Source organism: Yoonia vestfoldensis DSM 16212 (assembly GCF_000382265.1).
GTDB lineage: Bacteria > Pseudomonadota > Alphaproteobacteria > Rhodobacterales > Rhodobacteraceae > Yoonia > Yoonia vestfoldensis.
Genome location: NZ_KB907988.1, coordinates 45,142 through 70,646 on the forward strand (window position 1 = coordinate 45,142; position 25,505 = coordinate 70,646).

Below are 25,505 nucleotides of genomic sequence, written 5' to 3' on the forward strand. Positions count from 1 at the left end.
GTCGGGCTCACTGTTGCCGATCGCTGCGGCGTCCACGAAGGTCCGGTCTGGGCCGAGACTGTCACCGGCTGCGCGCGCTGCTGCGCATGGCCCAATCGGCACCGCCATAGGTGACAGCGTAGATCAGAACGTCCCTTTGGTCATCATCAACCACAAAAGCGATCACTGCTTTCCAGCCTGCAGGGGTGGCACTCAGACCAGGGGCGATTTCATCGCGGAAGCTTCCTTTGTGCGGTGTAGTCTTCAGCGTGGCGATGGCCGCTTCGATCTCGAGTGTAGCGCGACAATCTGGGTGAGAACGCGTACTCAGCTTGATTGTCGCGCTACACTCGACCAGCTTTCGGGCGGCCGCATCGGACCCAGCATAGTCGAGGATCCAGCGCGCGATGGCATCAAGGTCACGCGCGACGAGAGGATGGAACCGGATGCGGTCATTCAAGGGCCCCGCGCTGTCCCGAGGGTGGCGCGCGCGGCGGCGAACGCGTCATCTTGGTCGATAAACGCCGAACGCGGTGTTTCCATCCGGGCGCGGATTTCCTGCGTAAGTGCAGTGAGGGCCACATCGCGTTCCTGTTCGTCTTGCATCATCTGCTCCAGCGCGGCCGCCACAGCAGCGCTCTGTGTGGCGAACACGCCCTGTCCCACCTTTTCTATAAGGAAGTGGTGATGGCGGTCGGTAAAGCTGAGGGTGGTTTTGACGGTCATCTGCGCCTCCATGGTATGACTGAGTCATATACCATTTGCGAACGATGGCTTCAACGGTGGCGGATGCGACGCTTCTGCTGATCATGCCCAAACGCAAAAAGCCCCCGCCTACAGGGGGGGACTCGTCAAACGTTGAGGTGGCGTTGAGGTAAAACGACGAGTGCTATACACAAGTGTTTTTGTCGGATACTAACCATTTGGAAAGGTTCAAGAAATTGGTTGCGGGAGTTGGATTTGAACCAACGACCTTCAGGTTATGAGCCTATGGACCTAGAATTTCACTAATCGTTTAAATTCAATTACTTAACCCGAAAGCCTTTGAAATCGCAAATCCTTCTGGTCGCCGGTCGGCTGCAATGGACGGATTGTCGAGGTTTGCAGCGGGTTGGAGCGGGGGAAAACTGCATACGTGGGTTGAGGTGGCGTTGAGGTGAAACGCACACGGCAGATCTTCTTCCAATCATCTTTCGCATGAATGAATGAATGACAAAACTGCATCAGGGATATCCTGAACTATCGCACTCGGCCAACAGCTACTATCCGGCAGACGCTTTGAAAACCACCGCCTCGATCCCAAATTCATCCGTCCAAAGTCCAGGTGCCGTCGTCCGAACAGAGTCGCTTGTCCAGGAATGCGACTCTGTTCGACGGATGGAAGAACAACCTGCCGTAAAAAAACGCCTGACCTTCAGGTATAGGAGGTGACTGGTGCCTTCGCATCTTTCTGGCGCTGAATTACGTTCGCGAGCCAAGTTTCCAGCTTTGCAACTTCGGCCAATAGATCAGCATGCAAGACCGTTTCCGGATTTAGCGTCTCCGCGGATGTGTGCATCTCTTCGGACAAGCGCCCCCGCGCCGCCGTCACCGTTACTACGTCATTGTCGCAGATCACCGCCAGTTTGAAGAGGCTGTTGCCCTTGATGGTGTTGTCGAAACGACCAAGGACCGGGAAGATGAAATCCGCGATTCCCTGATCCCAAGATTCCCTCAGCTGCTCTATGATGCCTTTGCAGAAGATCGTGCGTCGCGCGTCGGGCCAAGTATCGAACTGGTTCTTTGCCTCTTTTAGCTCAGACCGCAGCGATTGGGCCAACTGTTGCGCTGACTTTGCCTTCATTGGCAGTTCACCTTCAATAAAACCGGGGCGGCTCTGTTTACGGCAAACGGTCTGGTATTGGACTGGCCGTGTTCTGGCCTCTGCCTCGCGGCGCAGCTCGAACAGGAATGTGAGGTCATGCGTGAACACGATGACCTGACGGTGTTCAGCCTCTTCGACCAGCCTGGCAGCGACCGCCTTCCGATGGATATGGTCCAACGATGACATCGGATCATCGAACACGATGCTAGAATACTGTTTGGAGGTCACAAGCTCGGCCAGAAAAGCGGCCAGCGCAACACAACGATGCTCACCTTCGCTGAAAATCTCGCCGACGGGTTCGTCGGGCTTTTCGACAAGACAGACTTGAAAGTAGGAAACCGCGTTGGAATCCTTTTTCTTGCGAAGCTCTACGGGCATGCGGGCAAGCTTCAGCTTTTCGATCTCCCGCGCAAAACGCCCTCGTAGCGCGTTCGTAACCAGCTTGTCCGAAAGCTCCTTGTTCTTAGTTGTGATAGATCTTTTGGCCGTGTCCTTTGCAGCGCTAGTAATTGCCTCGGCCTCTTTGCGGCGTTCAATCTCGGCCTTGATGTCAGCAAGCAACGCACCCAAGGCTTCCCGGTCCTTCAGTTCTCGGCACTCTTTAACCAGCGCGAGGTGACTCGGGCTTTTCTGATCAGCAGATAGCTGCAGGGCACGACTGGCAAGTTCGCCCGAGAGCGCTTCAAGTTCCTTTCCCGGGAAAACTGCAGCTTCGCCGGGTGCCGATTGACCCCGGAGCAAGGAGCGTAGTCGCCATGCGGAGCGCACTCCACATGCGCGCATGCTTGCAGCAAGTGCCGTATCGCCAATTTCGGTCGCGATCAGGCTGTCGAGTTGGCGAATCGCTGCCGTCGTCGTTTGTGACAAAGTAGCATTTAGAACAGCTTCGCTGTACGCCTTTTCAGCGGCTTCTTCCTCAACCTTGGTCGAGCCCTTTATGAATGCTTCGAAAGTGACGCGTCGAGCGATAGCTTCATGACCTAGCGGTTGTTGGCAGAGAACGCAGATCTCATCATCACCCGTGGCATCTGGAAATGTCTTTTCAGGGTAAGCGACACTGTCGGAATATTTCCGAGCTGCTTCCCAGAGATTGCGCCATGTGGCTTGACCGACATCAGGCAGCGGCGACGCCGCGAACAGCGCCTCGGACGCAAGTCTAGCGGTCTCAGCTTTCGTATCCCAATCTGATTTGAGGGCATCGCGAGCGTTGAAGGCTGATGTTGACGCCGCACTGAAAATCTTCCGGAGCTTTGCTATCCCATCATCAAGTCGGGCCTTCTGGTTAGTAACTCTTGCTGCCGCCCGTGATGGATCTTGTGCTAAGTCCGCCTCCAGCGCCACTAGTCGCTGGGTCTCAGAGACTGAAAGCTTTGCAAGTAGGTCAAGTTGCGACAAATTAGACTTGGCTGAAATGCTGCGCACAAATGCACCGGCCGCGGTATCACTGCCAAGCTGTGGCTCTTTGATTGCCAACGGCGTCTTTGCTGAAATGGCAGCAAGCTGCGCATCGAGCTTCGTGCTTATCTCGTCGCAAGCGGCTGCTAATGCCTCCAAAACTTGCATGGGTTGCGGAATGTAGGCCACGGCGTTGGTCTTCTCGACGTGAATGTTGGCGCTGCGTGAATCGAAAATGCTGACCGATGGTAGGTCGGCATGACCTGGCGCTTCCGGTTTCCACGAAAATTCGTCCTCGCCTAGACCGCGCGCGAACACGATGGTGGCGGATTGAGGTGTAGTGCTCGCACCTTCTACGTCGCGCAGAATCTTGCCGCTCCGATCACGCGATCGGCAAGCATGTTTAAGGATGCGAACATAGCCAGATTTCCCAGATCCGTTGTCACCATAGACAATCGACAACCCGTCTTTCGCGAACTCAAGTTTTTGGTCGGATGCGAGTGCGTTGATCCCGGTTGGGTTTTCGATCCGCAATATGCTTATCGGCTCACCGACTGTGCTTTGCGACGACAGATGCGCGACGGACACAGGTTCGTGCGGCAGGTTTGGATCGAGGCAAAGCTCGAGAAGTTCGTCAATATCGCCTGCGCTGAGACTTCCGTTCTCGACGAGACGACGCAGCGCATCTCTCTGCCAAGCGGCGCGCGTGGCGGACCATACCAGCAAATCGGCGAACGCCATCTTCTCAGTCAGTGTTTCATCGCCAGCGGTTTGACCCTCAAGCATCGCCGTCAACTCCCGTCTTGTCGAACTTCCAGCCCGGCAGGACGAATGGTTGCCCATGGTCGATGGAAACTTTGATTGATTCCTCTCCATACTCGCTTGGCGGTCCGAGTGCGACCACCAACCGGTTTTTCATTTGAGCATATTCGCCCTCGGGAAGCGGCTCATATCGTTCAGGCAGACGGCGATAAAAAGACGTCTGGTATACCCAAATGTCATTGCCTTTGAGGAGTACAAGCAGCATCTTGATCCTGCGCCGGATTGCGATCTCATCCTTCGCGGCAATATCGTTCCGAATGTCCCGTGCCTCCCAAGTCAACGTCGTGAGAATTTCAAATAGCTCTTGGGCATACCCCGCAACTTCATCCGACAGCGAAACATCGATGCTGCAAACCACGTCATGAGAGCCACTCGCCCCTTTGAAAAGCTTTCCCTCGTCGGTGGTTGCGTATGCTAAATCATAGTCGTGACGCGGCACGATTCGATCTTTAAAGAGTTCGGGAAAAATTTCATTAAGCGGTTTGTCTGCATGAGACTGGCTCTTGGTTTGACCTTCGACAGATTTCACAATCTGGTCGCGGTGGACGCCAAACCATTTCGCAAACCGGTCAAGAAGATCAACTCCAATTTGAGCGTTTTCATTTTCGACTGACCGAAGCATGCGCTCGCTTATCCGCATTTCGTGCGCAAGCTCTTTTTGGGTCGATGTGCGTTCGGAATTAATCCTCAGATGCTTAACAATTGTCCCGTCCGGGATAACTTTCTTCATTTTGACCTCTGCTGAGATGGTTGATCAAGCCACATTAGGGCTCTTTCGTCCAGAGTGGTCGGCACCAAACCGGCATCAAACCGGAATGAGGTGCCAAGACTTCTCACGCAACTCCGTGGTTGGCTGACTGGTGTTTAGCGGCCAAACACTAGGACCGCTTGGTCCAAGCGGGCGAAATGTGCAGGGTTTCCCGAATTGTTCAACGGTTGCTCAGGGCAGTTTGAACCCGAAATCTGGGAGAGTGATAACAGTCATTTCCAACCGTCTACCATGCCGTAGCGAGGTTTCTCCGCCCAAATTCTCCCCGCTTCTTGCACCGGAATGCCCCTCTGCGCTTCAATTCCGGTCTCCGCCTGCATTCCGGCCCTTCCGGCATGCTTTGCTTGAAATGGGCGCGAATCTACGCCTCATGTCGGGACGAGCGAAGGAGTGCAATCCATGGTCAACAGGCTGAAACTGAATGAGAAAAACGTCCGTGAGGCCGAGAACCTGGGGCGGGATTACCAGATCTTCGACACCGACGTGCGTGGGTTTTCGATCACCATCTACCCGTCCGGCAACCGGGCCTTCACCCTCGACTACAGGGTTGGTGGGCGGCAGCGGCGGATGACAATCGGGCGATGGCCGGAATGGAACACCGTGGCCGCGCGGGAGCGCGCCAAGGACCTGCGGCGTGAGATCGATGAGGGGATCGATCCGCTCAACCAGCGGGAATCGTCGCGGGTGGCCCCGAGGGTCAGCGATATGACCAAGCGCTATCTGGGGGAGCACACGCCGCATCTCGCCGCCCGCAACGCTGCCGACCAGCATACCATCATGGCAAAGCTGGTCGAGCCGGATTGGGGCAAGAAGCTGGTGACGGAGATCACCAAGTCCGATGTGGAAAAGCTGCTGACCAAGATCGCCGCCGGTCGCGCCCGGCCGTCCAAGGCCAAACCCAACAACCGGGCCCGCAAGCTGCAAGGGGTGAAGCCCACCCCGGTGCGCGCCAACCGGGTGGGTGAGGTGCTGCGCAAGATGTTCACCTTGGCCGTCGGCTGGGGCTGGCGCGAGGACAATCCCGCCAGCGCATTTCGCCGCCGGATCGAGAATGAACGCGAACGGTTCCTGACACCCGAGGAGATCGGACGGCTGGCCAAGGCGCTCGACGCCGCCAAGGATCAGCGCGCGGCGGGGATCATCCGGCTGTGCATGCTGACCGGCGCGCGGTCGGGGGAGGTACGCCAGGCGCGGTTTGAACAGTTCAACCTTGACCTTGGCAGCTGGTCAAAACCCGCCGCGACCACCAAGCAGCGCAAGATCCACCGCATTCCGATATCAGGCGACGTGGCGGCCATCGTGCGCCAGCGCGGACTGCTGGTGCCGAAGGGCAATCCGTGGCTGTTCCCCGGCGACACGCCCGGTCAGCCGGTGAAGGAAATCCGCCGGTTCTGGGTGGCGATCCAGAAGGAAGCGCAACTGCCCGAGGTCCGGATCCACGATCTGCGCCACACCTTTGCATCGCTGCTGGTCAGCGGCGGTGCCTCGCTCGAGATGATCGGCAAGCTGCTGGGCCACACGCAAATGCAGACGACCCAGCGCTATGCCCACCTGTTGGACTCGCCGCTGCGCGACGGGGTCAATGCGGTCGCCAGCATTTTCCGGCCCCGCCCGCAGCTGGTGCATGATGCCGACCAAGAGAAAAAGACAGCGTGAGGCGGTACTCCCAGCCCCACACTGATCCGCGCCCATTGCGGTTCAAGCGGTTTCCCGCAGCGCCCGCCAGATCGGCGCAATCTTCTTGCGCGTCGTGCTTTCCTCCGGAATCTCGCCCGTGGGTGAGTTCTGTGCAAACCAATCTTGCACCTCGGTGATCAGTTCCACCTGCGTCGCGGGTATTCCACTATCATTGAACCGACAAAACATCATGATGTAGGCCCCCTCCCAATCGAAGCGCGCTGCAGCACCGGGCGGAGATGCCGGACGGCGCAGATGGTCGGGGTCGTCGGCGAACTTCCCCATATCGACTGCCATCAAGAGTAGGTCGGTTCGCTTGACCATGATGCCCCCCGCAGGTTCGGTGATGTGAAGCCATTCGGTGCTGCCCTCCGGCCGGACACGGATAACCCGGCATTCCTCGTCAGATGGACCGTCGCGCCGGAACATCTTCATCATGTCAGCCGCATTGACCGCGACCATCCCTGCCACGGGCTGCAGGCCACAGAGCACAGGTGCAATGCCGGTGACAATCGACAGATGGCCGACAATCGACCATCCGGCGACATCCGCATGGGAACAGCTCCAGCGGGCAGAAAATTCGTTGAGGGAAAAGAAGGCTCTTGGTGGCAGGGTCATGGGATGTGTGTCCTCTGAGCAATTGGCAACGCCCGCGTCAGCGCCGGGCGTCGCGGGATCGTGTTCTTAAACAGTCACTTGCACTCAAGCAGTCGGTCCAAAAATACGCCTCAAGGTATGGCAATCGGCCATGACTTCAGAACGCGGTGCCGGTGACGCCGATGCCCTGAAACCATGACTGATAGAATCGCCTTGAGCTGACTGGGTGACGCTACTCGCCTTTTAGGAGAACTTGCACTAGCCATCCCCGCTCCGGGGGTAAAACATGAACAAAAAGCTTCCACGAGGCGCTTAGCATAGTGCGCTTGGCTGAAGAAGCCACCGTACAGACCATGGCGCCGTCCGCTGATCAGTCGCCGGAACAGGGGTGCGGCCAGCCCCCGCCCGCCATTCCCACTGGTAGAGGTCCAAAGCCGACGCACATCGATAGCCGCCCTCGCGGGGTGGAGGATTCTTGCCATCATCACCGGAAAAAGCGGAACGGCGCTGGGCGACAGTCCGCCCTGAATTCCGGAGGCCCTGCGAATACCCCAATGAAACAAGGACCGGAATTGAGTTCGGTGCTTCAATTCCGGTCTCCGCCTAGGTTCCGGTACCTTGTGTCTGCTTCCCTCTCCCCGTCCCCGGCCTTCGCCGGGATCTCGATGGGAGATCGAAATGCCAAACACTGCCCCTGCGTTGCAAGAACAGCCGCCTCACCTGCTGGCGGAATGGATCAGCCGAGAACAGCTGGCTGGTGAACTTGGAATAGCCAGCGACACCTTGGCGCGCTGGGAGGCACGGCAGCTTGGGCCGCCCTGTACCCGGATCGGGCGGAAGGTCCTCTATCGCCGAACCTCAGTCGAGGACTGGATCAGCGCACAGGAACAAAGCCGCCCGGCACGCACACGGCGGGGGCGGAAATGAACCAGTCGCTCTCACAACCGCTCGCCGCAGCTTCGGGGACCGGCGATTGGATGCAGGATCGTCTGACCGAGGCGCGCGGTATCCTAGCCGATGTCCCGAAGCACCCCGAAACGCTCATCATCCTCGCTTGTCGGGTCGTCGCCGGTCAAACCGACTGCGCCAGCGAATGTTCCGACGTCATCGCCCTGCTCAGTCAGCTGGATCGCCGCCCTCTGCAGGCCGTCGTGGCTGCCACGTTTCCAGACGAAGGTGCCGCATGAATCGCCGCAGCACCCCCGAAGCCGATGCCCAGCGCGCCATCGTCCAAGCGCTGCGCTTTGCCCTGCACCGCGACGCCATCGTCCATCATTGCGCCAATGAGGTGACCGAGGCCGGGTCCCGTGGCCAAATCCGCCAGTCCATCCTGGTCGGCATGGGCGTTCATGCCGGTTTTGCCGATCTGATCGTGATTTCCGGTGGCCGGGTTTTGTTCCTCGAGGTTAAGAGCCAGACCGGCCGGTTGCGCAAATCGCAGGAAGTCTTTCGCGACACCGTCTGCGCGCAGGGTTTCGGCTGGGCGCTGGTAAGGTCGGTCGACGATGCGCTGGGCACACTGGCGGACAATGACTTCACCAGCCGCGTCCGTCCAGCGCGACGGGTGGCACCATGAGCCACAAGGCAACCGTCTGGGCCATCCAGCAACGCGGGCTGAAGCCTGCCACCAAGATTGTGCTCTGGTTTCTCTGCGATCGGCACAACCCCGATTTCGGCTGCTTTCCGACACAGGCACGGCTGGCCGACGATGCGGAAATGTCGATCTCAGCGCTGAACGACCACCTCGCCAAGCTGGAAGAGCTGCGCCTGATCCACCGCGTCCGGGTCCATGATCCGCGCACCCACAAACGCCAGGCCACCCGCTACATCCTGGGGTTTGAAGAAGGCTTTCCACAAGAGCCAACTCCGGAAACCGGACACGGCTTTTGCGGAACGGAGGAGGAACAACGCGCCGACCCAACTCCGGAATCCGGAGATAGGGCCATCTCCGGCTTTTCGGCAAAGCCATCTCCGGATTTTGCCCAAAGCCATCTCCGGAATCCGGAGACTAACCTTGTAAGAGAACCCTTAAGTAAACCTGTAAAGGAGGAGGAGGACGCGCAAGCGCGAGATTCCGATTTTGATGGTTTTTTCGCAGAGTTGCTGACTGCGCTGGGCTTTGCCGCCAACGCCACCCTGCCCGCTTGGTGGCAAGGCTGGCCAGCCAGAACGCATGTTCGCCGCTGGATCGATGACCTCGGCTTGTCACAGAAGCGGATCATCGAGACAGCCACCGAGACCAGAGCCGATCATCCCAATCCGCCCGATGGCCCCAAAGCCCTCGACCGGTTCATGGAACGTGCCGCCCAGCGCGATGCTCATGCAACTATTGCAAGCGCCAAGAGCCAAAAGTCCAAGCGGCGGCGCAAGCGCGAAGAACCTCCCCGGATCAGCGACGACGAGAAGGCGGCGTTCTATGCCAAGATGGTCAACGCCGATGGCTTCCTGCCGGTCAGCTCGATCAACAACAGCATCCGCGATCTGATGCTGGTGCGCGGCCTCGTGACGCCCGAACGCCTCAGGATGCGGGGGGTTCGGTGAATGGCATGGTGTCACGTCCCCGGCACGGATTGTCCCTCTGCGCAGGCGGCGGAGGCCTTGATCTGGGCCTCATGCTCGCTGAGCCCGGTTTTCACACCCGCGCATTTGTCGAATGGGAAGACTGGCCCCGCGCCGTCCTCGTCGCCGCCCAGCGCACTGGGTACTTCGCCCCGGCCCCAATCTGGGATGATCTGCGCACCTTCGACGCCCGGCCCTTCCGCGGTGCATTCGACACGATCCTCGCCGGATATCCCTGCCAGCCCTTCAGCGCGGCCGGAAAGCGCGGCGGAGCCGATGACCCCCGCCACCTCTGGCCCGAGGTCGCCCGGGTCATCCGCGAATGCATCCCGGAATGGGTCCTCCTCGAAAATGTCTACGGGCACGTCACCCTTGGCCTTGAGACCGTCCTGCGAGAACTTTGGGGCATGGGCTATACGCCTGCGGCGGGCCTGTTTAGCGCGGCAGAAGTTGGCGCGCCGCACCAACGGCTCCGGATCTTCATCCTGGCCCACACCGATGAGCCTGCATCCCGGAACGGCAACCTACAACTCGGCAGGGAACAGCGATTTCACCCGAAAGGCGGAAGCGCTGGCACTGGGCATCACCAACTGGTCGACGCTGAAGGCCACGGACGGCGCGAAGGGTGGGCCGAGCCAGAGTTACGGCTCGGGCGGGAGGCCACCCCTGCCAGCGCAGGCGGCACAATGGCAAACGCCGGTGGCCGACGACCAGATGGACCGGCTGCGCGGCAAGATCAACAGCCGGGGCGAGCCGAAGCTCAGCGCTCAGGCGATCCAATGGCCGACACCGGCGGCGCAGAACTGGAAGGGATCGAGCGAGGCCAGCATAATGCGCGCCGATGGCAAATCCCGGATGGATATCCTGCACTACCGAGCCGAGCAGGGCTTCACCCACCCGGACCAAATGATCACGCCGGATGGGCGGCAGTCCTCACCCCACGCCCCGATCTCGCGCCCGCTGTGGGCTTCAATGATTGCCTCACATGGGCGGGTCGTCTCGCGACGGATCCTGAAAGCCCGAGCACGGCGGCGGCTGAACCCGCTCTTCGTCGGTTGGCTGATGGGCTGGCCCATCGGTCACGCGCTCTGCGCTTGCTCGGAAACGGAGTTCATCCAATGGCGGCAGCACATGCGTGGCGCGCTCTCGCAGCTGCCCATGGCCTCGGGCCCATGGATCTGGCGGCCGACGGACGGGCCGGACGGCCCAACGCAGATGAACCTCTTTGAGGGTATGCGGCGATGAGCATGCAGGGGCGGATCGGGCATGCTCGTGGTTCCATCATGAAACGCGCGCTCGGCGTGCAGGCGGCGCTGGAATGGGCGTTCCGGGTGGAACAAGCGCAGCTAGAACTGCCGGTGCGACGAGGCATCGATGAAGAAGGGTTCGGATTTGGCATGGAATACGTGTTGATCCAGCGCGCTAGATTGGGCTGCAAAGTTGACGGCGGCCAGCACAAGATGGGTAGTTACACCCATGCGGATGCCGAGATCATCGCGGCAACCGTCGCGGGAATGCCCGACAGTCTTGGTGGCATCCGTATGGCGATCAGCGTGGCCGAAATGGCGCGCGCCGGAATAACGCCCGACTGGATGCCAGGCGTTGTGCCGCGCTGCGTGGCCGTGGAGACCAAGCAGAACCAGCATGGCGAACGGGCGAACACCATCGTCGTTGGCATCGAACGGGTTAAGACCAGGGGCAAGTGGCGCACGGTCGAGGTTCTGGCCTGCCCAGTCACCTGGCGGCCGCACCCGGAACAGATTGCATCGGCCCGGCGCGGCTATGACGATTGGTGGCAGGCGCTGGATTGGGTGCGGGACGGGTTGTTGGTAGGTGGCATGCTGCGGGAGGTCGAGGTGATGGCTACTATGCCGAAGGTGAAGCCGTGGTTGTCAGGACGACACAAACCCACAATGGGTGCACCCACTTTCCCCTAATCCGGACGGTGCAAACCCCATGGCAACCTTTGCGCAGGATTTCGGGGCTAAGAATCTTGAAATGTTCTCTTGACTAGGGCACAACAGACACGAACCGGGAGTAACGAATGCCTAGCTTTTACGAATTTTTTGCTGGCGCAGGGATGGCGAGAGCCGGACTTGGTGCTGACTGGAAGTGTTTGTTCGCCAATGACTTTGACCGGAAAAAAGGCGAAACTTACAAACGCAACTGGGGTCAGTCCGAACTGGTTGTCGATGACATTCGCAACATAGCACCTGAAGACCTGCCAGGAACTGCAGATTTAGTGTGGGGATCTTTCCCTTGCCAAGATCTGTCGCTGGCTGGCGGCGGCGCTGGACTGCGCGGTGACAGGTCTGGCACTTTCTGGCCGTTCATCTCGCAGATCCAATCACTGAAGGAAGATGGACGCGCGCCAAAGGTCGTGACCCTGGAAAATGTTGTTGGAACGCTGACCAGCCATGCAGGAAAGGATTTCACAGCCATCTGTGAAGCCCTTGACGGTTTGGACTACAAATATGGAGCTGTTGTTGTAGACGCAGAACTCTTTGTCCCGCAGTCTAGACCCAGACTATTCGTCATCGCGACACGCAGTGATGTTCGGGTCGTTGGCGCTTCGGACGGGCCAAGTCAGCCATGGCATTCCACGGCGCTTCGTCGTTCGTATTGTGCGCTCCCTGAGCGGCTCCAGAAAAATTGGATTTGGTGGAAGATGCCAAAGCCAGATCGTCGGGAGATGCGTTTTGCGGATGTTATTGAAGAAGCTCCAGCTTCAGTGCGCTGGCACACGAAGGCAGAAACACGCCAGCTGCTGTCGATGATGTCGGAGATCAACCTGGCGAAGGTCAAAACCGCACAAGCGTCCGGGGTGCGGATGGTCGGCGGCGTTTACAAGCGAACCCGCTTCCAACAGGGGGTCAAAGTTCAGCGTGCTGAAGTTCGCTTCGACGACATTGCGGGCTGTCTTCGCACACCTGGCGGTGGATCGTCCCGCCAATCTATCCTGGTGGTGGAAGGCGACCTGATCCGTTCGCGCCTAATTTCCACGCGGGAAACAGCTCGGCTCATGGGGCTTCCGGATGCATACATGCTTCCAGAGGCCTACAATGAAGCCTATCATCTGACGGGCGACGGCGTCGCTGTGCCAGTGGTCCGGCATATTGCTAAGTACATCATCGAACCGATAGTCTCTCACCAGATTTATGAAGAAAGAGAGACAGATGAGTGTGATTCCGTGCGCGAAAAATGAGGCCCTTCGGGACTTAATCGTCGAGTTTGCTGAAGTCCTGAAAACTCAAGCGCACACGCTCGGCACTCATGGCTTGGAAGAACACGATTTCTATCAGTCTGGGCTATTTCGCGGTAGCATTGAACGCATTCGCGGCCAGTTTTCTGCAACGATGCGGCCAAAGCGCGACTTCGTCGCGGCCATTCTCAATCACATGCAAGACCAGGCTTTGATCGAAGATTGGATGTCCGCCGGTGGTGAAAATCGCCACGATTACAGCATCACGCTGAACGACGGCCGAACATCCGTCGTAGAATTGAAAGGGTGCTTGGACGGGAATAACACCAACATATTCGAACGTCCTCCGCATGCAGATGAATTCATTCTTTGGAGCGTGTGTTCGAACCCCGGTGCCGATCCGCGCCACAACGTTTGGTCAGGGATCCACACACGACTTTCTGCAGAAATCATTTCAAGAAATCAGCGCGTCGATGGTCTGATCGTATGGGACTGGATCTGCGGCACGATCTCTCGGCCATGTCCCAAAGTCATCAATAACCCAGAGCGTTTCACGGAAGTCGGCCCATATCGACTACCACCGCCATGCATCTATCTTTTTCCCTCGACCGTACCGAGCCCAAGAAACAACGCCAGTCCGAACCCGCAGCCAATCACTAACGTTGGCTTTCTTGATGCCCTCAACCGCTGCTTTGGCGGGATCCCCGCAGAACTAAACAATGTCAGGATCACGGTTGGGCACGCCGGTGCCGAGACGGTCAGAACGACGGAAGTATTCAGGGACGGGGCAGTTCAGAAGTTTTCTGAAGCCATTCCGATACGTCGCTCCTGATAACCCAATGACAACTCTGCCTCCCTCTGGATTATACAGTGACCATCGAAGAATAGTGCCTGGAGGTCACCCTCCCGAGCGCTTTCGCTTGCCCTCCCCCCTTGGCATGGTTCCTCCCCAACCTCGTTTGTATGCGGGGGGGCGCAGCGCGGCGGTTCGCTAGCGAAAGTGGATTTCGTGGGGGAATCCACCCGGAAGCAACTTCGCGGAATCCTTCAAATTAAATTTCATGTTATCAATGTCTTACAGAATCATGGTCGACGCCTGCTGGATTCTTTTGCGGAATCCACCAAATCCACTTGGTCGAATCCACCTGACCAAATCCACCTCGGCAAATCTAGACCACAAGACGGGCTGGAAGGCTCAACAAAGAGCGGTCACATGACCGCCCGACTTGTGAGGCAGAGTATCCTTTCCGTGCGTCAACGCGGAGGCAGCCACCTCAACGACGAGGGGCTAGGCGATCAGTTTTGGCGGCTCCTTTTCAAGCATATTGCTGCGCGGGCGGCCCCACCGGTTAGATGATGATCGTTGCGCGCGAGATCATGCCGTTTCTTGACTGATCCTGTACGTTCGGGCCCTTCCCTCTTCCTTCGCAGAAGTTACAGTTAGTCCGAGTTTCTTGCCCAGCGTCCCGGACATGAAGCCACGGACGCTGTGGGCTTTCCAGCCGGTGGCGGCAATGATCGCCTCGATGGTCGCGCCTTCCGGTGCTTCCAGCAGCGCGATCAGCTGCGCCTGTTTCGTCCCGGCGCGGACGGCGGGTCGGACGGGGTTTGTGTCAGTTCTATCGGGCAGATCGGCTTGCGTTAGCATTTCCGGCACGATCCCTATTGCGGCCAACCCTGCACAGGTCACCTTGAGCGTGGTGCCACGTCCATCGCCAGTCTCTCGCCAGAGCGGCTCACCTTTGCTGACATTGGCGTCGACCTCTTCCAGCAGGCCGCGTTCGATCATCCTGCCAACTGCCATCCTGGCCGCAGCCCCATGCAGCCCCTTCGGCAAGGGCATGGCGATGGTGGCCGGACGCTGGGCACCCGTGCTGAGGATAACGGTCTGGGTTTCGGTGAGTATCGTCATGGTGGTTTCTTTCTACTGGTCGTGGTTGGTATGGATGCGGCTGGGCATTCAGCAACTCACAAGGTGACGCCGCTTTCCTGTTCACGGTGACGGCGCTGGCCCGCATTGTTCGGCATCTCAGGCTTCCTCCGGGCTGGGCGTCATCCGCGGCGGGCGCCGTTTGGGTGGCATCATGGCAACTGACCCGAAAAGACTGTCGTCGTTGTGATCGGCCTCGGTCAGGATGGTTTCGGCAGCGCATATAGCTGCAGCTTCAGTGGGGGCTTCCACGACCGGGCGGTGGGTGAGGGTTTCGATCATCATCACGGTGAACTTCGGCATGTCTGGCTCCGCATTCTGGGCACGCGGGATGCGTTGCCTCCTACGCGGCCAAGCCCCCAGCTGGGGGCTGGGGCGGAACAGCCCGAATCTACCCGGCCTGTTCGACTTCGTCGAACGCGCTGTCGGTGATCTGGCGCAGCAGGCTGGCGTAATAGGCCAGCCGGCCGACATGTCCCCGATGAACCTCGTCCGGGTTTAGGGCGAATTGGTCCGCGCTGAATCTCATCAACCGTTCCAGCATCGCGTCGATTTCGCATCTGGCAGAGATGAAGGCGTCCAGCGCATGGGTGTTCTCGACGGCCTTTCCGGTTCTGTCGGGCATGATGGCGTCCTGTCAGCGTGCGCGATGCGAAGGTGCATCGACTCTGCAGACAGCGTCGCTCTTACAAGGAGATTGATCAACGGAATAACAGGCAATATCATTGCGTTGATTACATCGGGGGCAACCATGGACGGTATGAGCGAGCGCGAATATTCCAGCCACTCCGGCCTGTCGCGAGGGGCAATCCAGAACGCCAAACGCGGCGGCAGACTTGTCTTTCATGCAGATGGTTCGATCAATGCGGCCGCATCTGACGTGCGGCGAGCAGATACGACCGATCCCGACCAGCAGCGCCGTTCGCTGGGTGGCGATGCGGCGTTGCCGCCCAGCGGCAGCGGCGGAACCGACAGCTATCTCAAGGCCCGTACCGCCCTGACGGTCTATCAGGCGCAGGAACGCCAGCTGGCGATCCAGAAAAAGAAGGGCACTCTGGTGGATCGCGCCCGGGCCGAAGCGCTGGTTTTTCGCCTTGCGAGGCAGGAACGCGACGTTTGGATCACATGGCCTGCCCGGGTGGCCGCGCTGATGGCCGCGCAAGTGGCGGCCGAGGTGGAAAAGGCATCGGGCACGCCCGCGACTATTGAAGCCGGGATCATGCAGCGCGTCTTGGAACGCCATGTCCGTGAACAACTGGAAGGGTTGGCTGATCTCAGGGTGTCGCTGGTTTGATTTTTGGCCTCGGGCACATTGGCGCGGCCTGAACGTCCCTTGCGACGATATGTTGATCTGACACGCATAATGGGCTGCAGGCGCTGGACGCAGTCGCCCTGACCACGACGACTGTCGGAACAACCCGCGACGACTTCATGGGCCTCACAACGCTTCCAACCGGGGCGACCCCACTCTATGCCAGCGGGCATCCGGCGCGGGGCGGCAACCTGGGTGTCATCTGCTCACTGGATGGCGGGCAGACCTGGACACCGCTTTCAGACGGGGTTGATGGCCCCGTCGATTTTCATGTGATGGAAGTGAGCCGTGCCGATGCGCAGGTGCTTTTTTGGCGCGCACGGGCATGCTCCAGACCAGCCGCGACGGCGGCCGCAGTTGGGCCGTCGTCGGCCCCGCCTCGGCGCGTCTGATCGACATTGCCATCTCAGCTCGCGACGCGGACACGTTGTTTGCGGCAACCGAGGCCGGGCTGTTGCGCAGCACGGACCGGGGGTCGACCTGGACCAGCGCGCATCCGGCCACCGCGCCGGCCAGCCTTGTCGACGGGGGGACAGATGGGCGCGCAAGCGCAACGCGCAATTCGTCATGGGACCAGTCCCACCAGGCAATCTCAATGAGCCCTTCGGCCTGTTCTTCGGTGAAGCGGCACTTGATCTGCCTAGCGGGCACGCCGCCGACGACCGTATAGGGGGCCACGTCTTTTGCCACCACGGCCCCCGCGCCCACCACCGCGCCAGTGCCGATGGTGACGCCCGGCAGGATCGTGACGCCATGCCCGATCCACATATCATGCCCGATCGTGACCCAGTGGTCGCGCCGCCAGTCAAAGAACCCGTCGTCATCCTCGCCCAGACCGAATTGGCCGGCGCGGTAAGTGAAGTGGTGCTGCGCGGCCCGCCAAGTGGCGTGATTGCCGGGGTTGATGCGTGCCCCTTCTGCAATTGAGCAGAACTTGCCGATAGTCGTCCAGATGACATTCCCGCCCCGCACGATGTACGAGTAGTCGCCAAAGGTGACTTCTCGCATCGTCACGTCGGCCATGACCTCGGTCCAGCGGCCAAGTCTGCAATCGGTGATCCGTGCCGTAGGATGTACGGTTGGCGCTTCGCTCAGTGTTTTCATATCGGGTCGTTTCCTCAGGTGACCGGGCGCACTGGTCCCGGCGGGATTGCCGGATGGCCCAACCGGATGGAAAGTGCGGCCACCCGTGGCAACGGGCCTGCGCCATTCGCGGCGACGGGCATCGAGAGGGCTCTGATTTCCGCCCCGCCCGGAGCGCGCAGCGCCACGCCAAAGGACAACGGCACGCGAAAGCCCGGCTTGGGGTTCAGGCCGGGTTCCACATCACGCAACCCGAGCTTGAGATGGTGGGCAACGTCCCATTCTTGCACCCGCCCGTCCGCGCACGTCACCACCCAGCAATGCATATCGCTGCACCAGTCGCCCTTTTCCGCGGGAAAGAACGCCCCCGCGACATAGCCCGTCGCAATACCTGCCGCGCGCAGGGCCGCCATGAAATACAGGTTGATATCAACACAGGACCCTTCAGCCCTGTCGCAACCCAGCGCGGGCAGGCTGTCGTGATGGCCATCGTAAAAGCGTTGCGTCGGATGGCCGTAGTCAAAGCGCCGAGCCACCGCGCAGGCGATGCTTTGCACCTTGTCAGGGCCATTGCCTGCGCGAAGATCGCGCAGTTCTTCCAGCAGCGCCTCGGCTGCGATGGTGTAGCGCGACGGGACAAGGTCGAATACAGCGGCGGGATAGGGGGCTGGCGTTCCGTCAAATCGATGGACAAGGGTCAGCGGGCCACCCTGGGGCGCGATCCGCGCAAAGCGCTGTCCGGTCGCGGGTTCTTTCCAGTGGTCCAGTCTGCCACCTGACACTGTCAGCCCGGAGGCATGTCCGCCCGGCGTATCCAGACCACAGGGAGCGAGGATCGGCCCAGCGGGCTCAGCAAGCACCAGCGTCATGGCGTAGGCGGTCAACGCACGCCCTCATATCTGCCGATCAGCCGGGTCCGGACAAGACCGGACAGCCAGTCGATGACGTAAACCATCGCGATGATGAGAAAGATGATCGACCACGCTTCGCCCCAGCGATAGGCGCTGATCCTATCGGACAGGATGAACCCGATCCCGCCGGCACCCACGATGCCGAGAATGGTCCCCGAACGAACATTGGATTCGAAATTATAAAGCAGGATCGACAGGATCACGGGTCCCACCTGTGGCAACACGCCAAAGCGGATGTTCTGCAACCGGGACCCGCCCGATGCTTTTACCCCTTCAACCTGCCGTTCAGAGATATTCTCGATCGCTTCGGAGAAAAGCTTGGCGAATACCCCTATCTCGCCCACTGCAATAGCCAGCACACCCGCCAGCGGCCCAAGGCCAAAGGCCCGGATGAAGATCAGTGCAAGGATCAATGTTTCAAAGGCGCGGATAACATCGAAACCGCGGCGAGCTGTTACGCGCAGCGGCCAGAAGCGGGTTATGTTGCGCGCGCCCAGAAATGACAGTGGAAAGGCAAAAAGCGCACCCAGAACGGTGCCCATGAACGCCATGGATAATGTTTCGCCCAAGCCCTGGAGAATTTGGGAAAAGTCGCTCCACTCTGTCCAGATATGGGGAGGAAACATGAAGGAGAACACGGTTCCGAGCCTGCCAAGACCACTCCAGATCCGCAGGGGATTTGCATCAAAGGCGTAAAGGCACCAGGCAAACAGCAGGGCACCTGCTGTCCAGACGGCAATCCGCCGCGCACGGACATGTGGTGGCGAGGCAAAAGCAAGCGGCATCCGGGCTCGCGCGGCGGCAATCTCGTCCTTGGTGATGGTCATGTTCTTTCCATCCCGATCACGCGGTGCCGCAGAATGCCTGATAACCAGTCGATGGTCATGACCGTGGCGCATGTTATGACGAACAGAGCCGACAGGTCGGTGTATTCTTGGAATGACATGGCGACGCGGAATTCTTGCCCCAGTCCGCCCGCGCCGACATAGCCGATGATGGAAGAGGACCGCACATTGATCTCGAACCGCAACAACGTGTAGCTCAGCACATTGGGCATGACTTGCGGCAGGGCGGCGAAGCGGCATTGGTCAAACCAGCTGCCACCCGCGGCCTTGACGCCGTCAAGCGGGCGCATGTCGATGTTCTCGATCGCCTCGGAGTAAAGCTTGCCAAGGGCGCCGGTTGTGTGGATCGCAATAGCCAGAACGCCGGCCAGCGGCCCCACCGAAAAACAATAGACAAAGATGAGCGCCCAGACCAGATCGGGTACCGTCCTGCAGATCTCGAGGTAGCGGCGTGTGATCCACAACAACCAGGGGCGGGGTGAAAGGTTGCGCGCCGCGGGAAACGACAGGATGAGCGCGCCGGTCACGCCGATGACCGTTGCCATGAAGGCGATCAGGATCGTTTCGAGAAGGAGCCAGAGCCAGATGTCCAGCCGCCAGAACCAGTTCGCGATATCCGCACCCAGCGTGGCCCAGTGCAGGTCGGGGATCATCTTGACGATGAATTCACCCAGCCGAGGAATACCTGCCGGGATGACCCAGCCCCATTGGCGGCTGCCATCCGACATCGTCATCTGGGTGTATTTGAAAAAATCCGACATCCAGGATGTCAGGGCAAAAAGCACGGCAAAAATAATAAGGCCAATTATCCAGGAAAGCCGGGACTTGCGGCGGGCAGCGGCAAAGTCCTCGTCAAAGGACAGGGCCGCCGGCGAAAAAGTGAACTGGGGGACACTGGTCATGAGTGAAGCGGGCGGGCCTAGGGTCGGCCCGCCCTGATCCTTCAACCGCGGCGACGCTGGGCCAGCCAGGCGCGCATGTCGACGATCCACTGATAGCGGTCATGGTCCACGCGGACATAGCCAACCGTCGGGTTCGCATCCCCCTCATCGACCGAGGCGTAAATTGCGTAGCCTTCCGTGTCTTCCAGCGGGAAGGCCTCAAGCGCGGCTGTCACATCTTCGATCATTGTGGGCGGAAGTTCAGCACGCGCTGTAAAGGGGCCGGATGTGATCTCTGGGCTTTCCCAAATCACACAAACCTCGCCTTCGGGAATCATCCCCTTGTCTTCCATGTTTTGGTAGATGCCATTGATTTCGCTGTCCTGATATGTTGCGGCGGCGTCGAATGTGCCTGCAACCACGCCCTGCACACCGGCCTCATGGCTGCCGGAAAAGGGGATCGCGGAAAAGTAGGTTTCCGGGTCGATGTTTTCGACATTGACTAAGTTGTAAAGCGGGACGGCATAGCCGGAGGTTGAGTCCGGATCGGCAAAGGCCAGCGTTTTGCCCTCAAGTCCGGCAAGATCAGTGATGCCGCTGTCGCATCGCACGGTGATGACCGAGTAATACCCGGTCGAGTCGTCCGCATTGCGGGAGGTCAGCAGCGGGATCACCTTGCCTTCGGTCGCCGTGTAGACTGCCGCATAGGATGACGAGCCGTAGAAGCCGAATTCGATCTGGCTGGCAGCCATGGCTTGGATTACGCCATCGTAATTGCCTGCCGTAAAGATCTCGACCTCGACGCCCAGCTTCTGTGCAAGAAAGGCGCGCATCGGTTCATTGCGCGAAAGGCGGTCCTGCTCGTTCTCGCTCGACAGGATTCCAACCTTGATGACTGCGTAATCGGTGCGCCAGTCGTCTTGGGCAAAGGCAGGTGCAGCGGCCAGAAGGGCCAGCGCAGTGGTTGCGAAAAGCTTCATGGAGATATCCCCCGGGGGTTGAGAGGTTATTGTCATAGTCAGGCCGGAACCCGCGGCCGCGCCGGTGCGGCCGCGGTCGAGGTTACGGATTCGTTGAATTCGGCCAAGCCTTCGGCGCCGTAGATGTCGCGCACGACATCGTCGGTCATTTGCCGCGGTGTGCCGTCGAACATCACGCGCCCTGCCCGCATTGCCACGATCCGGTCGCAATAAGAGCGCGCGGTGTCGAGCGTATGCAGGTTTACCAGCACGGTCAGCCCATCATCCCGATTGATGCTGCGGAGAGCATCCATCACGCGGGTCGCGTTGCCAGGGTCAAGGCTTGCGATGGGTTCATCCGCCAGCATGATCTTGGGCTCCTGTACCAGCGCCCGGGCTATGGCCACGCGCTGCTGTTGCCCACCCGAGAGCGTGCCCGCCCGCTGCAGCGCCTGACTGGCTAGATCCAGCCGGTCGAGCGCAGAGATGGCAATGGTCCGTTCAGCATCGGTAAAGCGCATCAGCAGCGAATCCAGCGGACCGTGTCCTGCAAGCCGGCCCACCAAGACATTAGTCAGCACGTCGAGTCTTTCGACCAGATTGAACTGCTGAAAGATCATTGCGCAATCGCGCCGCCACTGACGCAGCGCGAACCCCTTAAGCTTTGTCACTTCGATCTCACCATGAGTGATGCGCCCTTCCGAAGGGTCGATCAGCCGGTTGATCAGCCGAAGAAGGGTCGACTTTCCTGCGCCGGACCGCCCGATCACCCCCACGAACTGGCCAGGGGCAATCGTCAGCGACACGCCATCGACGGCGCAGGTTTCGCCAAAGCGACGCGTAAGGGAGGTAAGGATGAGTGGTTGTTGTTCCATGCGCATATATTGGCTGCGCCTTGTAACCGACTCACGTCATCCGAATGAATTTTTCGCGTAAAGGATGAAACGGTCTTGTGACAAGGTCCACCGTTATGCAGGCGCAAGCGACGGAGGTCTTTGCGTGACCTGACACCCTTGCGAGCATTGGAATACCGGGGACAGACTTTGGGGGCGGATCAGGCCCCTGCATCACGAGACTTGATCCTGATCGACCGGTCCGATGGCGGGACACTTGCGCTGCAGACCGATTGGATAAGGGGGCAGGATATCTCGCCGACTGGATGCCGAAGGGTCAGGCCGCGCGCGTCAGGAGCAGACTTCCGTCTGACCAGATCTTGGAGCCGGCGCGCAATGTCGCCCGCACATGCCCAACGCCCTGATCGTCAGCGATAATCATATCAGCACGCTGTCCAAGGGCAATCTCGCCCCGGTCCAGCAGCCCCAGCGCGCGCGCCGGATTGACAGTTGCTAATCTTGCAGCTCCCGGCAGGCCAAGCGGATCGGTCTTGGCCAATTCCAACACTGCAGGCAGGATCGCCGATGGGTGATAGTCGCTAGCAAGGATGTCCAGCAGACCAGCCCGGTGTGCCTCTCGCGCGGACAGGTTGCCGGAATAACTTTGCCCGCGAAGCGCGTTAGGAGCGCCCATCGCCGTCGCCATCCCTGCTGCGCGAGCGGCGGCGGCGGCTTCGACCGTGACCGGAAACTCGCTGATATCGGCGCCAAGACCGCGCATCAGCGCAACTTTCTCGGGGGTGTCGTCGTCATGGCTGGCCAACCTCACACCATGGGCATGGCAGGCGGCAACGATGGCCGCGATTGTGGCCATCAGATCACCACCTTCGGTCCTTTTGCGGTCGATGCGGTTCTGGACCTCGGCCCAGGCCTGATCGAGCGTCAGTGCGCCGTTCTTCGCCACAGCCTTCACATGCCTTTCCAAATCGCGGTACTGCCCCTGACCGGGCGTGTGATCGGTCAGGCTGACCAGATCGACCGTGCCTTCGGCGATCAGTTCTTCGACCACGCGCAGCGCATCAGGGAAGGTCACTTCGAACCGGGCATGGACGCGATGATCGACAGACAGGCTCTCGCGCATGGACTTCAGGCCGCGCAGAATCGCTTTGGTATGGTCATAGCTGCGGATATGACCATAAGCGCTTCCGGGATGAAAACTGACAGCCGCATAGGCCGTGGTCACACCCGAAGCCGCCAGTCTGCGGTCAAGATCACGCAAGCCCAGCTCCAGCGGCATCCGCACGTTCGGCCGCGGCTCAACCTCTCGTTCGACCATGTCACCATGCATGTCTACAAAGCCAGGCAGCAAGAGCAGGCCCTGTCCCAACAGTGCCGCCCCGGGGACCGGGTTGTGACGGATTTCGACGATCAGACCGTTTTCGACTCTGACTGAGCCATTTTCCACTACGGTGTCAGGCAGCACTAGGCGCAGGTCAGACAGCCACATTGGAAAGCTCCGTCATCGGCTTCAAGGTCAGTTCACGGTCGATCAGGTGCGCGACATCGCCGGGATGGTGAAAGACACCGATCATTGCCACACCCTGGGATTTGAGATCAGCAAGACGCGCCAGAAGTGCTTTTCGCGCGCCTGCGTCAAGCGAGGCGGTAGGTTCGTCCAGAAGCAGGAGGCGCATCGGCAGAATCAGCGCACGGGCAAGATTGACCTTTTGTTGTTCGCCGCCGGAAAAGGTAGCGGGACAGGCGCGCCAGAGGTCGGGCCGGACGCCAAAAGTCTCAAGCGCGGCGCGGGCGCGCGGCAGCGGGTCGGCGATGCCAGCCTGCCGCAACGGCTCTGCCACCACTTCCTCGGCAGAGACGCGGGGGCGGGCGATCAGGAACTGTGTTACAAATCCGATCTCCCCCCGCCGCAGCACCGCAATATCAACATCGGCTGCCCGCGCCAGATCGATTACTCCATCTGGCCTTTCGAACCACAGATGGCCCGCATCAACGAGATAGCTGCGCCAGATCATCCGCAGCAGTGTGGATTTGCCAACGCCGTTCGGGCCTCGTAGCAACAGAAACTCCCCCGCATCGACCGTGAAGGACAGGTCGCGGAAGGCGGGCAGACTCTGGGACAGATGATGCAGGACAAAATTCTTCGTCAGAGCTTCGGCCGTGAGAACTCGTGTCATAGCTTCGCCTGCACAAGCTGTTGGGAATAAGGGTGCTGGGGGTCTTGAAAAACCTGATCGGACAAGCCCTGTTCTACAACGCGGCCATGGCGCATGACCATGACGCGGTCCGCCATGACCCGGATCACGCCCAGATCGTGGCTGACGATCACTATGGTGATCCGTCTATCGCGCTGCAGCCCTTTGAGCGTATCCAGCACCGCAGCTTGCACACTGACATCAAGGCCGGTGGTCGGTTCGTCGAGCAGCAAGAGTGCAGGTTCAAGCGCGATCGCCTTGGCCAGCTGTACACGTTGTTGCATGCCACCCGACAGTTCGCTGGGCGGCGAGTCCATCCGTTCCAGTGGAAACTCCGAAGCTTCCAGCGCTTGCTGCCCCTTACCGCGCAACACGGAAAACCGCCTTTCGCCCGCGATCAGAAGCCGTTCGGCCACATTGCCCGAAGATGAATGGCCCATCCGGAGCCCCAGATGCGGATTCTGATAAACGATACCAATATGAAGCGCGCAGAGCATCCGCCGGTCGAACCGGTCCAGCGCGAAAAGGTTGCCCGGTGTCTGCGGCAGATTGAGGGAATAGACACCCGCATCGGGCGCATCTTCGAGGTTCATCAGCCGCAGCAGGGTTGATTTGCCGGAACCGCTTTCGCCGACAATGCCCAAAACCTCGCCGGGAAAGACCTCGACCGATACTTCATCAAGCGCGGTCAGCGTGCCAAACCGCCTGGTTACACCGCTCAGAGTCAACAATGGATTTGCCGTCACGATTCGGGGGGCGAGGCGGTGCAGTGTCATGACCTAAAACTCCCGTCCTGATACCATGTAGGACCGGTGGTATCCGGCTCGCCATCACGCGCGCGGATTGCCTTGATGCCCAGATGGCTGTCAGAAACCTCATACAAGGCGCCGCCATCGGACTGCGGCAATTCGTTCATGAATTGCCCGGTGATGCCCGAGCGGTGACAGGTCAGACTGCCATGCGCCTCCACCTTGAACGGAACATCGTCAAAGGCAAGCGGCGTGACGCTGGTAAAGGGCGGCACGGCATGGAGCCGCTTTTCCCGGCCTGCCGACAGAAAGGTCAGATGTTGCGCCATGTGTAGCTTTTCCACGTCCCAGCGCGGTATGGGCGAGGGCGTCATCACATGCCGGCCATTGACAAGTGCCGGGTATGCCGCTCCCTGCATGATCCTTCCAGACCGGACAATCTGTTCGTAAAGCGTGAGCCAGAGCCTTCCGTAATCGGCATCGGCATGCATCTGCCGGGCAGTTGACATGTTTGGCTCGACCCCGCGCAACGGTTCGGGGTTGGGGACCTGCAGGATCAAGATCTGGTCGGCACCCAGCCGCTCCTCCGGAACACGGTGGCGCGACTGGATTAAGCTGGCGTCCTGCGTATCCCAGGTTTCAGCAGCACCCGAGACCCGCGCAAGGAAACGCCGGATCGAGGCCGCATTCACGCTGTCATCAGCGCCCTGGTCGATCACCTTGACCCTGTCCTCAGGCTGGATCAGGGTCAGTGTCACCTGCAGTCCACCAGTACCCCAGCCGCGGGCCATTGGCACCTCGCGGCTGGCATAAGGCATCTGACAGCCGGGGACGGCAATGGCCTTCAGCATCTTGCGGCGCATCTCACGCTTGGCCTGACCGTCAAGAAATCCGTAGGCCATTGGCGCCCACGTGCGTGTCAGCT

At 59.8% G+C, this 25,505-nt stretch carries 27 protein-coding genes and 1 pseudogene; 10 read left to right on the forward strand and 18 right to left on the reverse strand.

The window, feature by feature from the left end; genetic code table 11:
• Positions 1-61 precede the first annotated feature (61 nt).
• The 4 genes from H147_RS19890 to H147_RS0115170 form a co-directional block, all read right to left on the reverse strand.
• The gene (locus H147_RS19890) at positions 62-439 is read right to left on the reverse strand and encodes a type II toxin-antitoxin system RelE/ParE family toxin (RefSeq protein WP_019956236.1); all 378 of its coding nucleotides are present in this window, start codon (positions 437-439) and stop codon (positions 62-64) included.
• Positions 436-705 (reverse strand): hypothetical protein, encoded by a 270-nt coding sequence (locus H147_RS0115160; protein ID WP_245541162.1) that lies wholly within the window; start codon positions 703-705, stop codon positions 436-438. The genes H147_RS19890 and H147_RS0115160 overlap by 4 nt, the downstream gene beginning before the upstream one ends.
• A 688-nt stretch (positions 706-1,393) precedes the next feature.
• On the reverse strand, positions 1,394-4,024 hold the full coding sequence (locus H147_RS0115165; protein ID WP_019956238.1) for an AAA family ATPase: 2,631 nt from the start codon (positions 4,022-4,024) through the stop codon (positions 1,394-1,396).
• Positions 4,017-4,790, reverse strand: a complete 774-nt coding sequence (locus tag H147_RS0115170) for a helix-turn-helix domain-containing protein (RefSeq protein ID WP_019956239.1) — start codon at positions 4,788-4,790, stop codon at positions 4,017-4,019. The genes H147_RS0115165 and H147_RS0115170 overlap by 8 nt, the downstream gene beginning before the upstream one ends.
• A 438-nt stretch (positions 4,791-5,228) precedes the next feature.
• Between H147_RS0115170 and H147_RS0115180 the strand changes: the two genes are divergently transcribed.
• Positions 5,229-6,485 (forward strand): tyrosine-type recombinase/integrase, encoded by a 1,257-nt coding sequence (locus H147_RS0115180; RefSeq protein WP_019956241.1) that lies wholly within the window; start codon positions 5,229-5,231, stop codon positions 6,483-6,485.
• 42 nt (positions 6,486-6,527) lie between these two features.
• Here H147_RS0115180 and H147_RS0115185 read toward each other — a convergent pair whose 3' ends face one another.
• A complete protein-coding gene (locus H147_RS0115185; RefSeq protein WP_019956242.1) occupies positions 6,528-7,124 on the reverse strand; it encodes a hypothetical protein in 597 nt (198 codons plus the stop codon).
• A gap of 902 nt (positions 7,125-8,026) precedes the next feature.
• Here H147_RS0115185 and H147_RS0115190 point away from each other — a divergent pair.
• From H147_RS0115190 to H147_RS20610, 8 genes and pseudogenes are all read left to right on the forward strand, one after another.
• Positions 8,027-8,290 carry a hypothetical protein gene (locus tag H147_RS0115190; RefSeq protein ID WP_245541163.1) on the forward strand — a complete coding sequence of 88 codons (264 nt, stop codon included), beginning with the start codon at positions 8,027-8,029 and terminating at the stop codon, positions 8,288-8,290.
• Positions 8,287-8,679, forward strand: a complete 393-nt coding sequence (locus H147_RS0115195) for a VRR-NUC domain-containing protein (RefSeq protein WP_019956244.1) — start codon at positions 8,287-8,289, stop codon at positions 8,677-8,679. Before H147_RS0115190 ends, H147_RS0115195 begins: the two co-directional genes overlap by 4 nt.
• A complete protein-coding gene (locus tag H147_RS0115200; protein WP_026352583.1) occupies positions 8,676-9,644 on the forward strand; it encodes a helix-turn-helix domain-containing protein in 969 nt (322 codons plus the stop codon). Before H147_RS0115195 ends, H147_RS0115200 begins: the two co-directional genes overlap by 4 nt.
• A gap of 71 nt (positions 9,645-9,715) precedes the next feature.
• Positions 9,716-10,105, forward strand: a pseudogene (locus H147_RS21400) (DNA cytosine methyltransferase); the annotation flags it as partial.
• A gap of 55 nt (positions 10,106-10,160) precedes the next feature.
• Positions 10,161-10,907: a hypothetical protein gene (locus H147_RS21405; protein WP_019956248.1), complete on the forward strand. Its 747-nt coding sequence runs from the start codon at positions 10,161-10,163 to the stop codon at positions 10,905-10,907.
• Positions 10,904-11,599, forward strand: coding sequence for a hypothetical protein (locus H147_RS0115215; RefSeq protein ID WP_019956249.1), 696 nt, complete (start codon positions 10,904-10,906; stop codon positions 11,597-11,599). Before H147_RS21405 ends, H147_RS0115215 begins: the two co-directional genes overlap by 4 nt.
• A gap of 107 nt (positions 11,600-11,706) precedes the next feature.
• On the forward strand, positions 11,707-12,867 hold the full coding sequence (locus H147_RS0115220; RefSeq protein ID WP_019956250.1) for a DNA cytosine methyltransferase: 1,161 nt from the start codon (positions 11,707-11,709) through the stop codon (positions 12,865-12,867).
• Positions 12,839-13,696 carry a hypothetical protein gene (locus H147_RS20610; RefSeq protein WP_019956251.1) on the forward strand — a complete coding sequence of 286 codons (858 nt, stop codon included), beginning with the start codon at positions 12,839-12,841 and terminating at the stop codon, positions 13,694-13,696. Before H147_RS0115220 ends, H147_RS20610 begins: the two co-directional genes overlap by 29 nt.
• A gap of 543 nt (positions 13,697-14,239) precedes the next feature.
• Here H147_RS20610 and H147_RS0115230 read toward each other — a convergent pair.
• From H147_RS0115230 to H147_RS0115240, 3 genes are all read right to left on the reverse strand, one after another.
• On the reverse strand, positions 14,240-14,776 hold the full coding sequence (locus H147_RS0115230) for a DUF3489 domain-containing protein (RefSeq protein WP_019956252.1): 537 nt from the start codon (positions 14,774-14,776) through the stop codon (positions 14,240-14,242).
• A 117-nt stretch (positions 14,777-14,893) separates the two neighbouring features.
• Entirely contained in the window at positions 14,894-15,097 is a 204-nt protein-coding gene (locus H147_RS0115235; protein WP_019956253.1) for a hypothetical protein, read from the reverse strand.
• 88 nt (positions 15,098-15,185) lie between these two features.
• Positions 15,186-15,419 (reverse strand): hypothetical protein, encoded by a 234-nt coding sequence (locus tag H147_RS0115240; protein WP_019956254.1) that lies wholly within the window; start codon positions 15,417-15,419, stop codon positions 15,186-15,188.
• A gap of 126 nt (positions 15,420-15,545) precedes the next feature.
• Between H147_RS0115240 and H147_RS0115245 the strand changes: the two genes are divergently transcribed.
• A complete protein-coding gene (locus H147_RS0115245; protein WP_026352584.1) occupies positions 15,546-16,088 on the forward strand; it encodes a hypothetical protein in 543 nt (180 codons plus the stop codon).
• A 216-nt stretch (positions 16,089-16,304) separates the two neighbouring features.
• Here the strand turns inward: H147_RS0115245 and H147_RS21505 are convergent, their stop codons facing one another.
• The 10 genes from H147_RS21505 to H147_RS0115295 form a co-directional block, all read right to left on the reverse strand.
• Positions 16,305-17,210, reverse strand: a complete 906-nt coding sequence (locus H147_RS21505; RefSeq protein WP_081625881.1) for an LbetaH domain-containing protein — start codon at positions 17,208-17,210, stop codon at positions 16,305-16,307.
• A gap of 14 nt (positions 17,211-17,224) precedes the next feature.
• Positions 17,225-18,073, reverse strand: coding sequence for a transglutaminase-like domain-containing protein (locus tag H147_RS19905; protein ID WP_211216580.1), 849 nt, complete (start codon positions 18,071-18,073; stop codon positions 17,225-17,227).
• Positions 18,070-18,927 carry a phosphonate ABC transporter, permease protein PhnE gene (gene phnE, locus H147_RS0115260; protein WP_019956258.1) on the reverse strand — a complete coding sequence of 286 codons (858 nt, stop codon included), beginning with the start codon at positions 18,925-18,927 and terminating at the stop codon, positions 18,070-18,072. Before phnE (H147_RS0115260) ends, H147_RS19905 begins: the two co-directional genes overlap by 4 nt.
• Positions 18,924-19,706 (reverse strand): phosphonate ABC transporter, permease protein PhnE, encoded by a 783-nt coding sequence (gene phnE, locus H147_RS0115265; RefSeq protein ID WP_245541164.1) that lies wholly within the window; start codon positions 19,704-19,706, stop codon positions 18,924-18,926. The genes phnE (H147_RS0115260) and phnE (H147_RS0115265) overlap by 4 nt, the downstream gene beginning before the upstream one ends.
• Before the next feature lie 182 nt (positions 19,707-19,888).
• On the reverse strand, positions 19,889-20,806 hold the full coding sequence (gene phnD, locus H147_RS0115270) for a phosphate/phosphite/phosphonate ABC transporter substrate-binding protein (RefSeq protein WP_019956260.1): 918 nt from the start codon (positions 20,804-20,806) through the stop codon (positions 19,889-19,891).
• 38 nt (positions 20,807-20,844) lie between these two features.
• Positions 20,845-21,666, reverse strand: coding sequence for a phosphonate ABC transporter ATP-binding protein (gene phnC / locus H147_RS0115275; protein ID WP_019956261.1), 822 nt, complete (start codon positions 21,664-21,666; stop codon positions 20,845-20,847).
• A gap of 289 nt (positions 21,667-21,955) precedes the next feature.
• Entirely contained in the window at positions 21,956-23,125 is a 1,170-nt protein-coding gene (locus tag H147_RS0115280; RefSeq protein ID WP_019956262.1) for an alpha-D-ribose 1-methylphosphonate 5-triphosphate diphosphatase, read from the reverse strand.
• Positions 23,112-23,813 (reverse strand): phosphonate C-P lyase system protein PhnL, encoded by a 702-nt coding sequence (locus tag H147_RS0115285; RefSeq protein WP_019956263.1) that lies wholly within the window; start codon positions 23,811-23,813, stop codon positions 23,112-23,114. Before H147_RS0115285 ends, H147_RS0115280 begins: the two co-directional genes overlap by 14 nt.
• Positions 23,810-24,607 (reverse strand): ATP-binding cassette domain-containing protein, encoded by a 798-nt coding sequence (locus H147_RS0115290; RefSeq protein ID WP_019956264.1) that lies wholly within the window; start codon positions 24,605-24,607, stop codon positions 23,810-23,812. The genes H147_RS0115285 and H147_RS0115290 overlap by 4 nt, the downstream gene beginning before the upstream one ends.
• Complete coding sequence (locus H147_RS0115295; RefSeq protein ID WP_019956265.1) at positions 24,604-25,482, reverse strand: alpha-D-ribose 1-methylphosphonate 5-phosphate C-P-lyase PhnJ; 879 nt, start codon at positions 25,480-25,482, stop codon at positions 24,604-24,606. Before H147_RS0115295 ends, H147_RS0115290 begins: the two co-directional genes overlap by 4 nt.
• Positions 25,483-25,505 lie beyond the last annotated feature (23 nt).

What these genes read in the sequence shown, in the direction of transcription:
- H147_RS0115160 (WP_245541162.1), bottom strand. Translation starts at nt 705, where the DNA reads ATGACCGTCAAAACCACCCTCAGCTTTACCGACCGCCATCACCACTTC.
- H147_RS0115165 (WP_019956238.1), bottom strand. Translation starts at nt 4,024, where the DNA reads ATGCTTGAGGGTCAAACCGCTGGCGATGAAACACTGACTGAGAAGATG.
- H147_RS0115170 (WP_019956239.1), bottom strand. Translation starts at nt 4,790, where the DNA reads ATGAAGAAAGTTATCCCGGACGGGACAATTGTTAAGCATCTGAGGATT.
- H147_RS0115180 (WP_019956241.1), top strand. Translation starts at nt 5,229, where the DNA reads ATGGTCAACAGGCTGAAACTGAATGAGAAAAACGTCCGTGAGGCCGAG.
- H147_RS0115185 (WP_019956242.1), bottom strand. Translation starts at nt 7,124, where the DNA reads ATGACCCTGCCACCAAGAGCCTTCTTTTCCCTCAACGAATTTTCTGCC.
- H147_RS0115190 (WP_245541163.1), top strand. Translation starts at nt 8,027, where the DNA reads ATGAACCAGTCGCTCTCACAACCGCTCGCCGCAGCTTCGGGGACCGGC.
- H147_RS0115195 (WP_019956244.1), top strand. Translation starts at nt 8,287, where the DNA reads ATGAATCGCCGCAGCACCCCCGAAGCCGATGCCCAGCGCGCCATCGTC.
- H147_RS0115200 (WP_026352583.1), top strand. Translation starts at nt 8,676, where the DNA reads ATGAGCCACAAGGCAACCGTCTGGGCCATCCAGCAACGCGGGCTGAAG.
- H147_RS21405 (WP_019956248.1), top strand. Translation starts at nt 10,161, where the DNA reads ATGAGCCTGCATCCCGGAACGGCAACCTACAACTCGGCAGGGAACAGC.
- H147_RS0115215 (WP_019956249.1), top strand. Translation starts at nt 10,904, where the DNA reads ATGAGCATGCAGGGGCGGATCGGGCATGCTCGTGGTTCCATCATGAAA.
- H147_RS0115220 (WP_019956250.1), top strand. Translation starts at nt 11,707, where the DNA reads ATGCCTAGCTTTTACGAATTTTTTGCTGGCGCAGGGATGGCGAGAGCC.
- H147_RS20610 (WP_019956251.1), top strand. Translation starts at nt 12,839, where the DNA reads ATGAGTGTGATTCCGTGCGCGAAAAATGAGGCCCTTCGGGACTTAATC.
- H147_RS0115230 (WP_019956252.1), bottom strand. Translation starts at nt 14,776, where the DNA reads ATGACGATACTCACCGAAACCCAGACCGTTATCCTCAGCACGGGTGCC.
- H147_RS0115235 (WP_019956253.1), bottom strand. Translation starts at nt 15,097, where the DNA reads ATGCCGAAGTTCACCGTGATGATGATCGAAACCCTCACCCACCGCCCG.
- H147_RS0115240 (WP_019956254.1), bottom strand. Translation starts at nt 15,419, where the DNA reads ATGCCCGACAGAACCGGAAAGGCCGTCGAGAACACCCATGCGCTGGAC.
- H147_RS0115245 (WP_026352584.1), top strand. Translation starts at nt 15,546, where the DNA reads ATGGACGGTATGAGCGAGCGCGAATATTCCAGCCACTCCGGCCTGTCG.
- H147_RS21505 (WP_081625881.1), bottom strand. Translation starts at nt 17,210, where the DNA reads ATGAAAACACTGAGCGAAGCGCCAACCGTACATCCTACGGCACGGATC.
- phnE (WP_019956258.1), bottom strand. Translation starts at nt 18,927, where the DNA reads ATGACCATCACCAAGGACGAGATTGCCGCCGCGCGAGCCCGGATGCCG.
- phnE (WP_245541164.1), bottom strand. Translation starts at nt 19,706, where the DNA reads ATGTCGGATTTTTTCAAATACACCCAGATGACGATGTCGGATGGCAGC.
- phnD (WP_019956260.1), bottom strand. Translation starts at nt 20,806, where the DNA reads ATGAAGCTTTTCGCAACCACTGCGCTGGCCCTTCTGGCCGCTGCACCT.
- phnC (WP_019956261.1), bottom strand. Translation starts at nt 21,666, where the DNA reads ATGCGCATGGAACAACAACCACTCATCCTTACCTCCCTTACGCGTCGC.
- H147_RS0115280 (WP_019956262.1), bottom strand. Translation starts at nt 23,125, where the DNA reads ATGTGGCTGTCTGACCTGCGCCTAGTGCTGCCTGACACCGTAGTGGAA.
- H147_RS0115285 (WP_019956263.1), bottom strand. Translation starts at nt 23,813, where the DNA reads ATGACACGAGTTCTCACGGCCGAAGCTCTGACGAAGAATTTTGTCCTG.
- H147_RS0115290 (WP_019956264.1), bottom strand. Translation starts at nt 24,607, where the DNA reads ATGACACTGCACCGCCTCGCCCCCCGAATCGTGACGGCAAATCCATTG.
- H147_RS0115295 (WP_019956265.1), bottom strand. Translation starts at nt 25,482, where the DNA reads ATGGCCTACGGATTTCTTGACGGTCAGGCCAAGCGTGAGATGCGCCGC.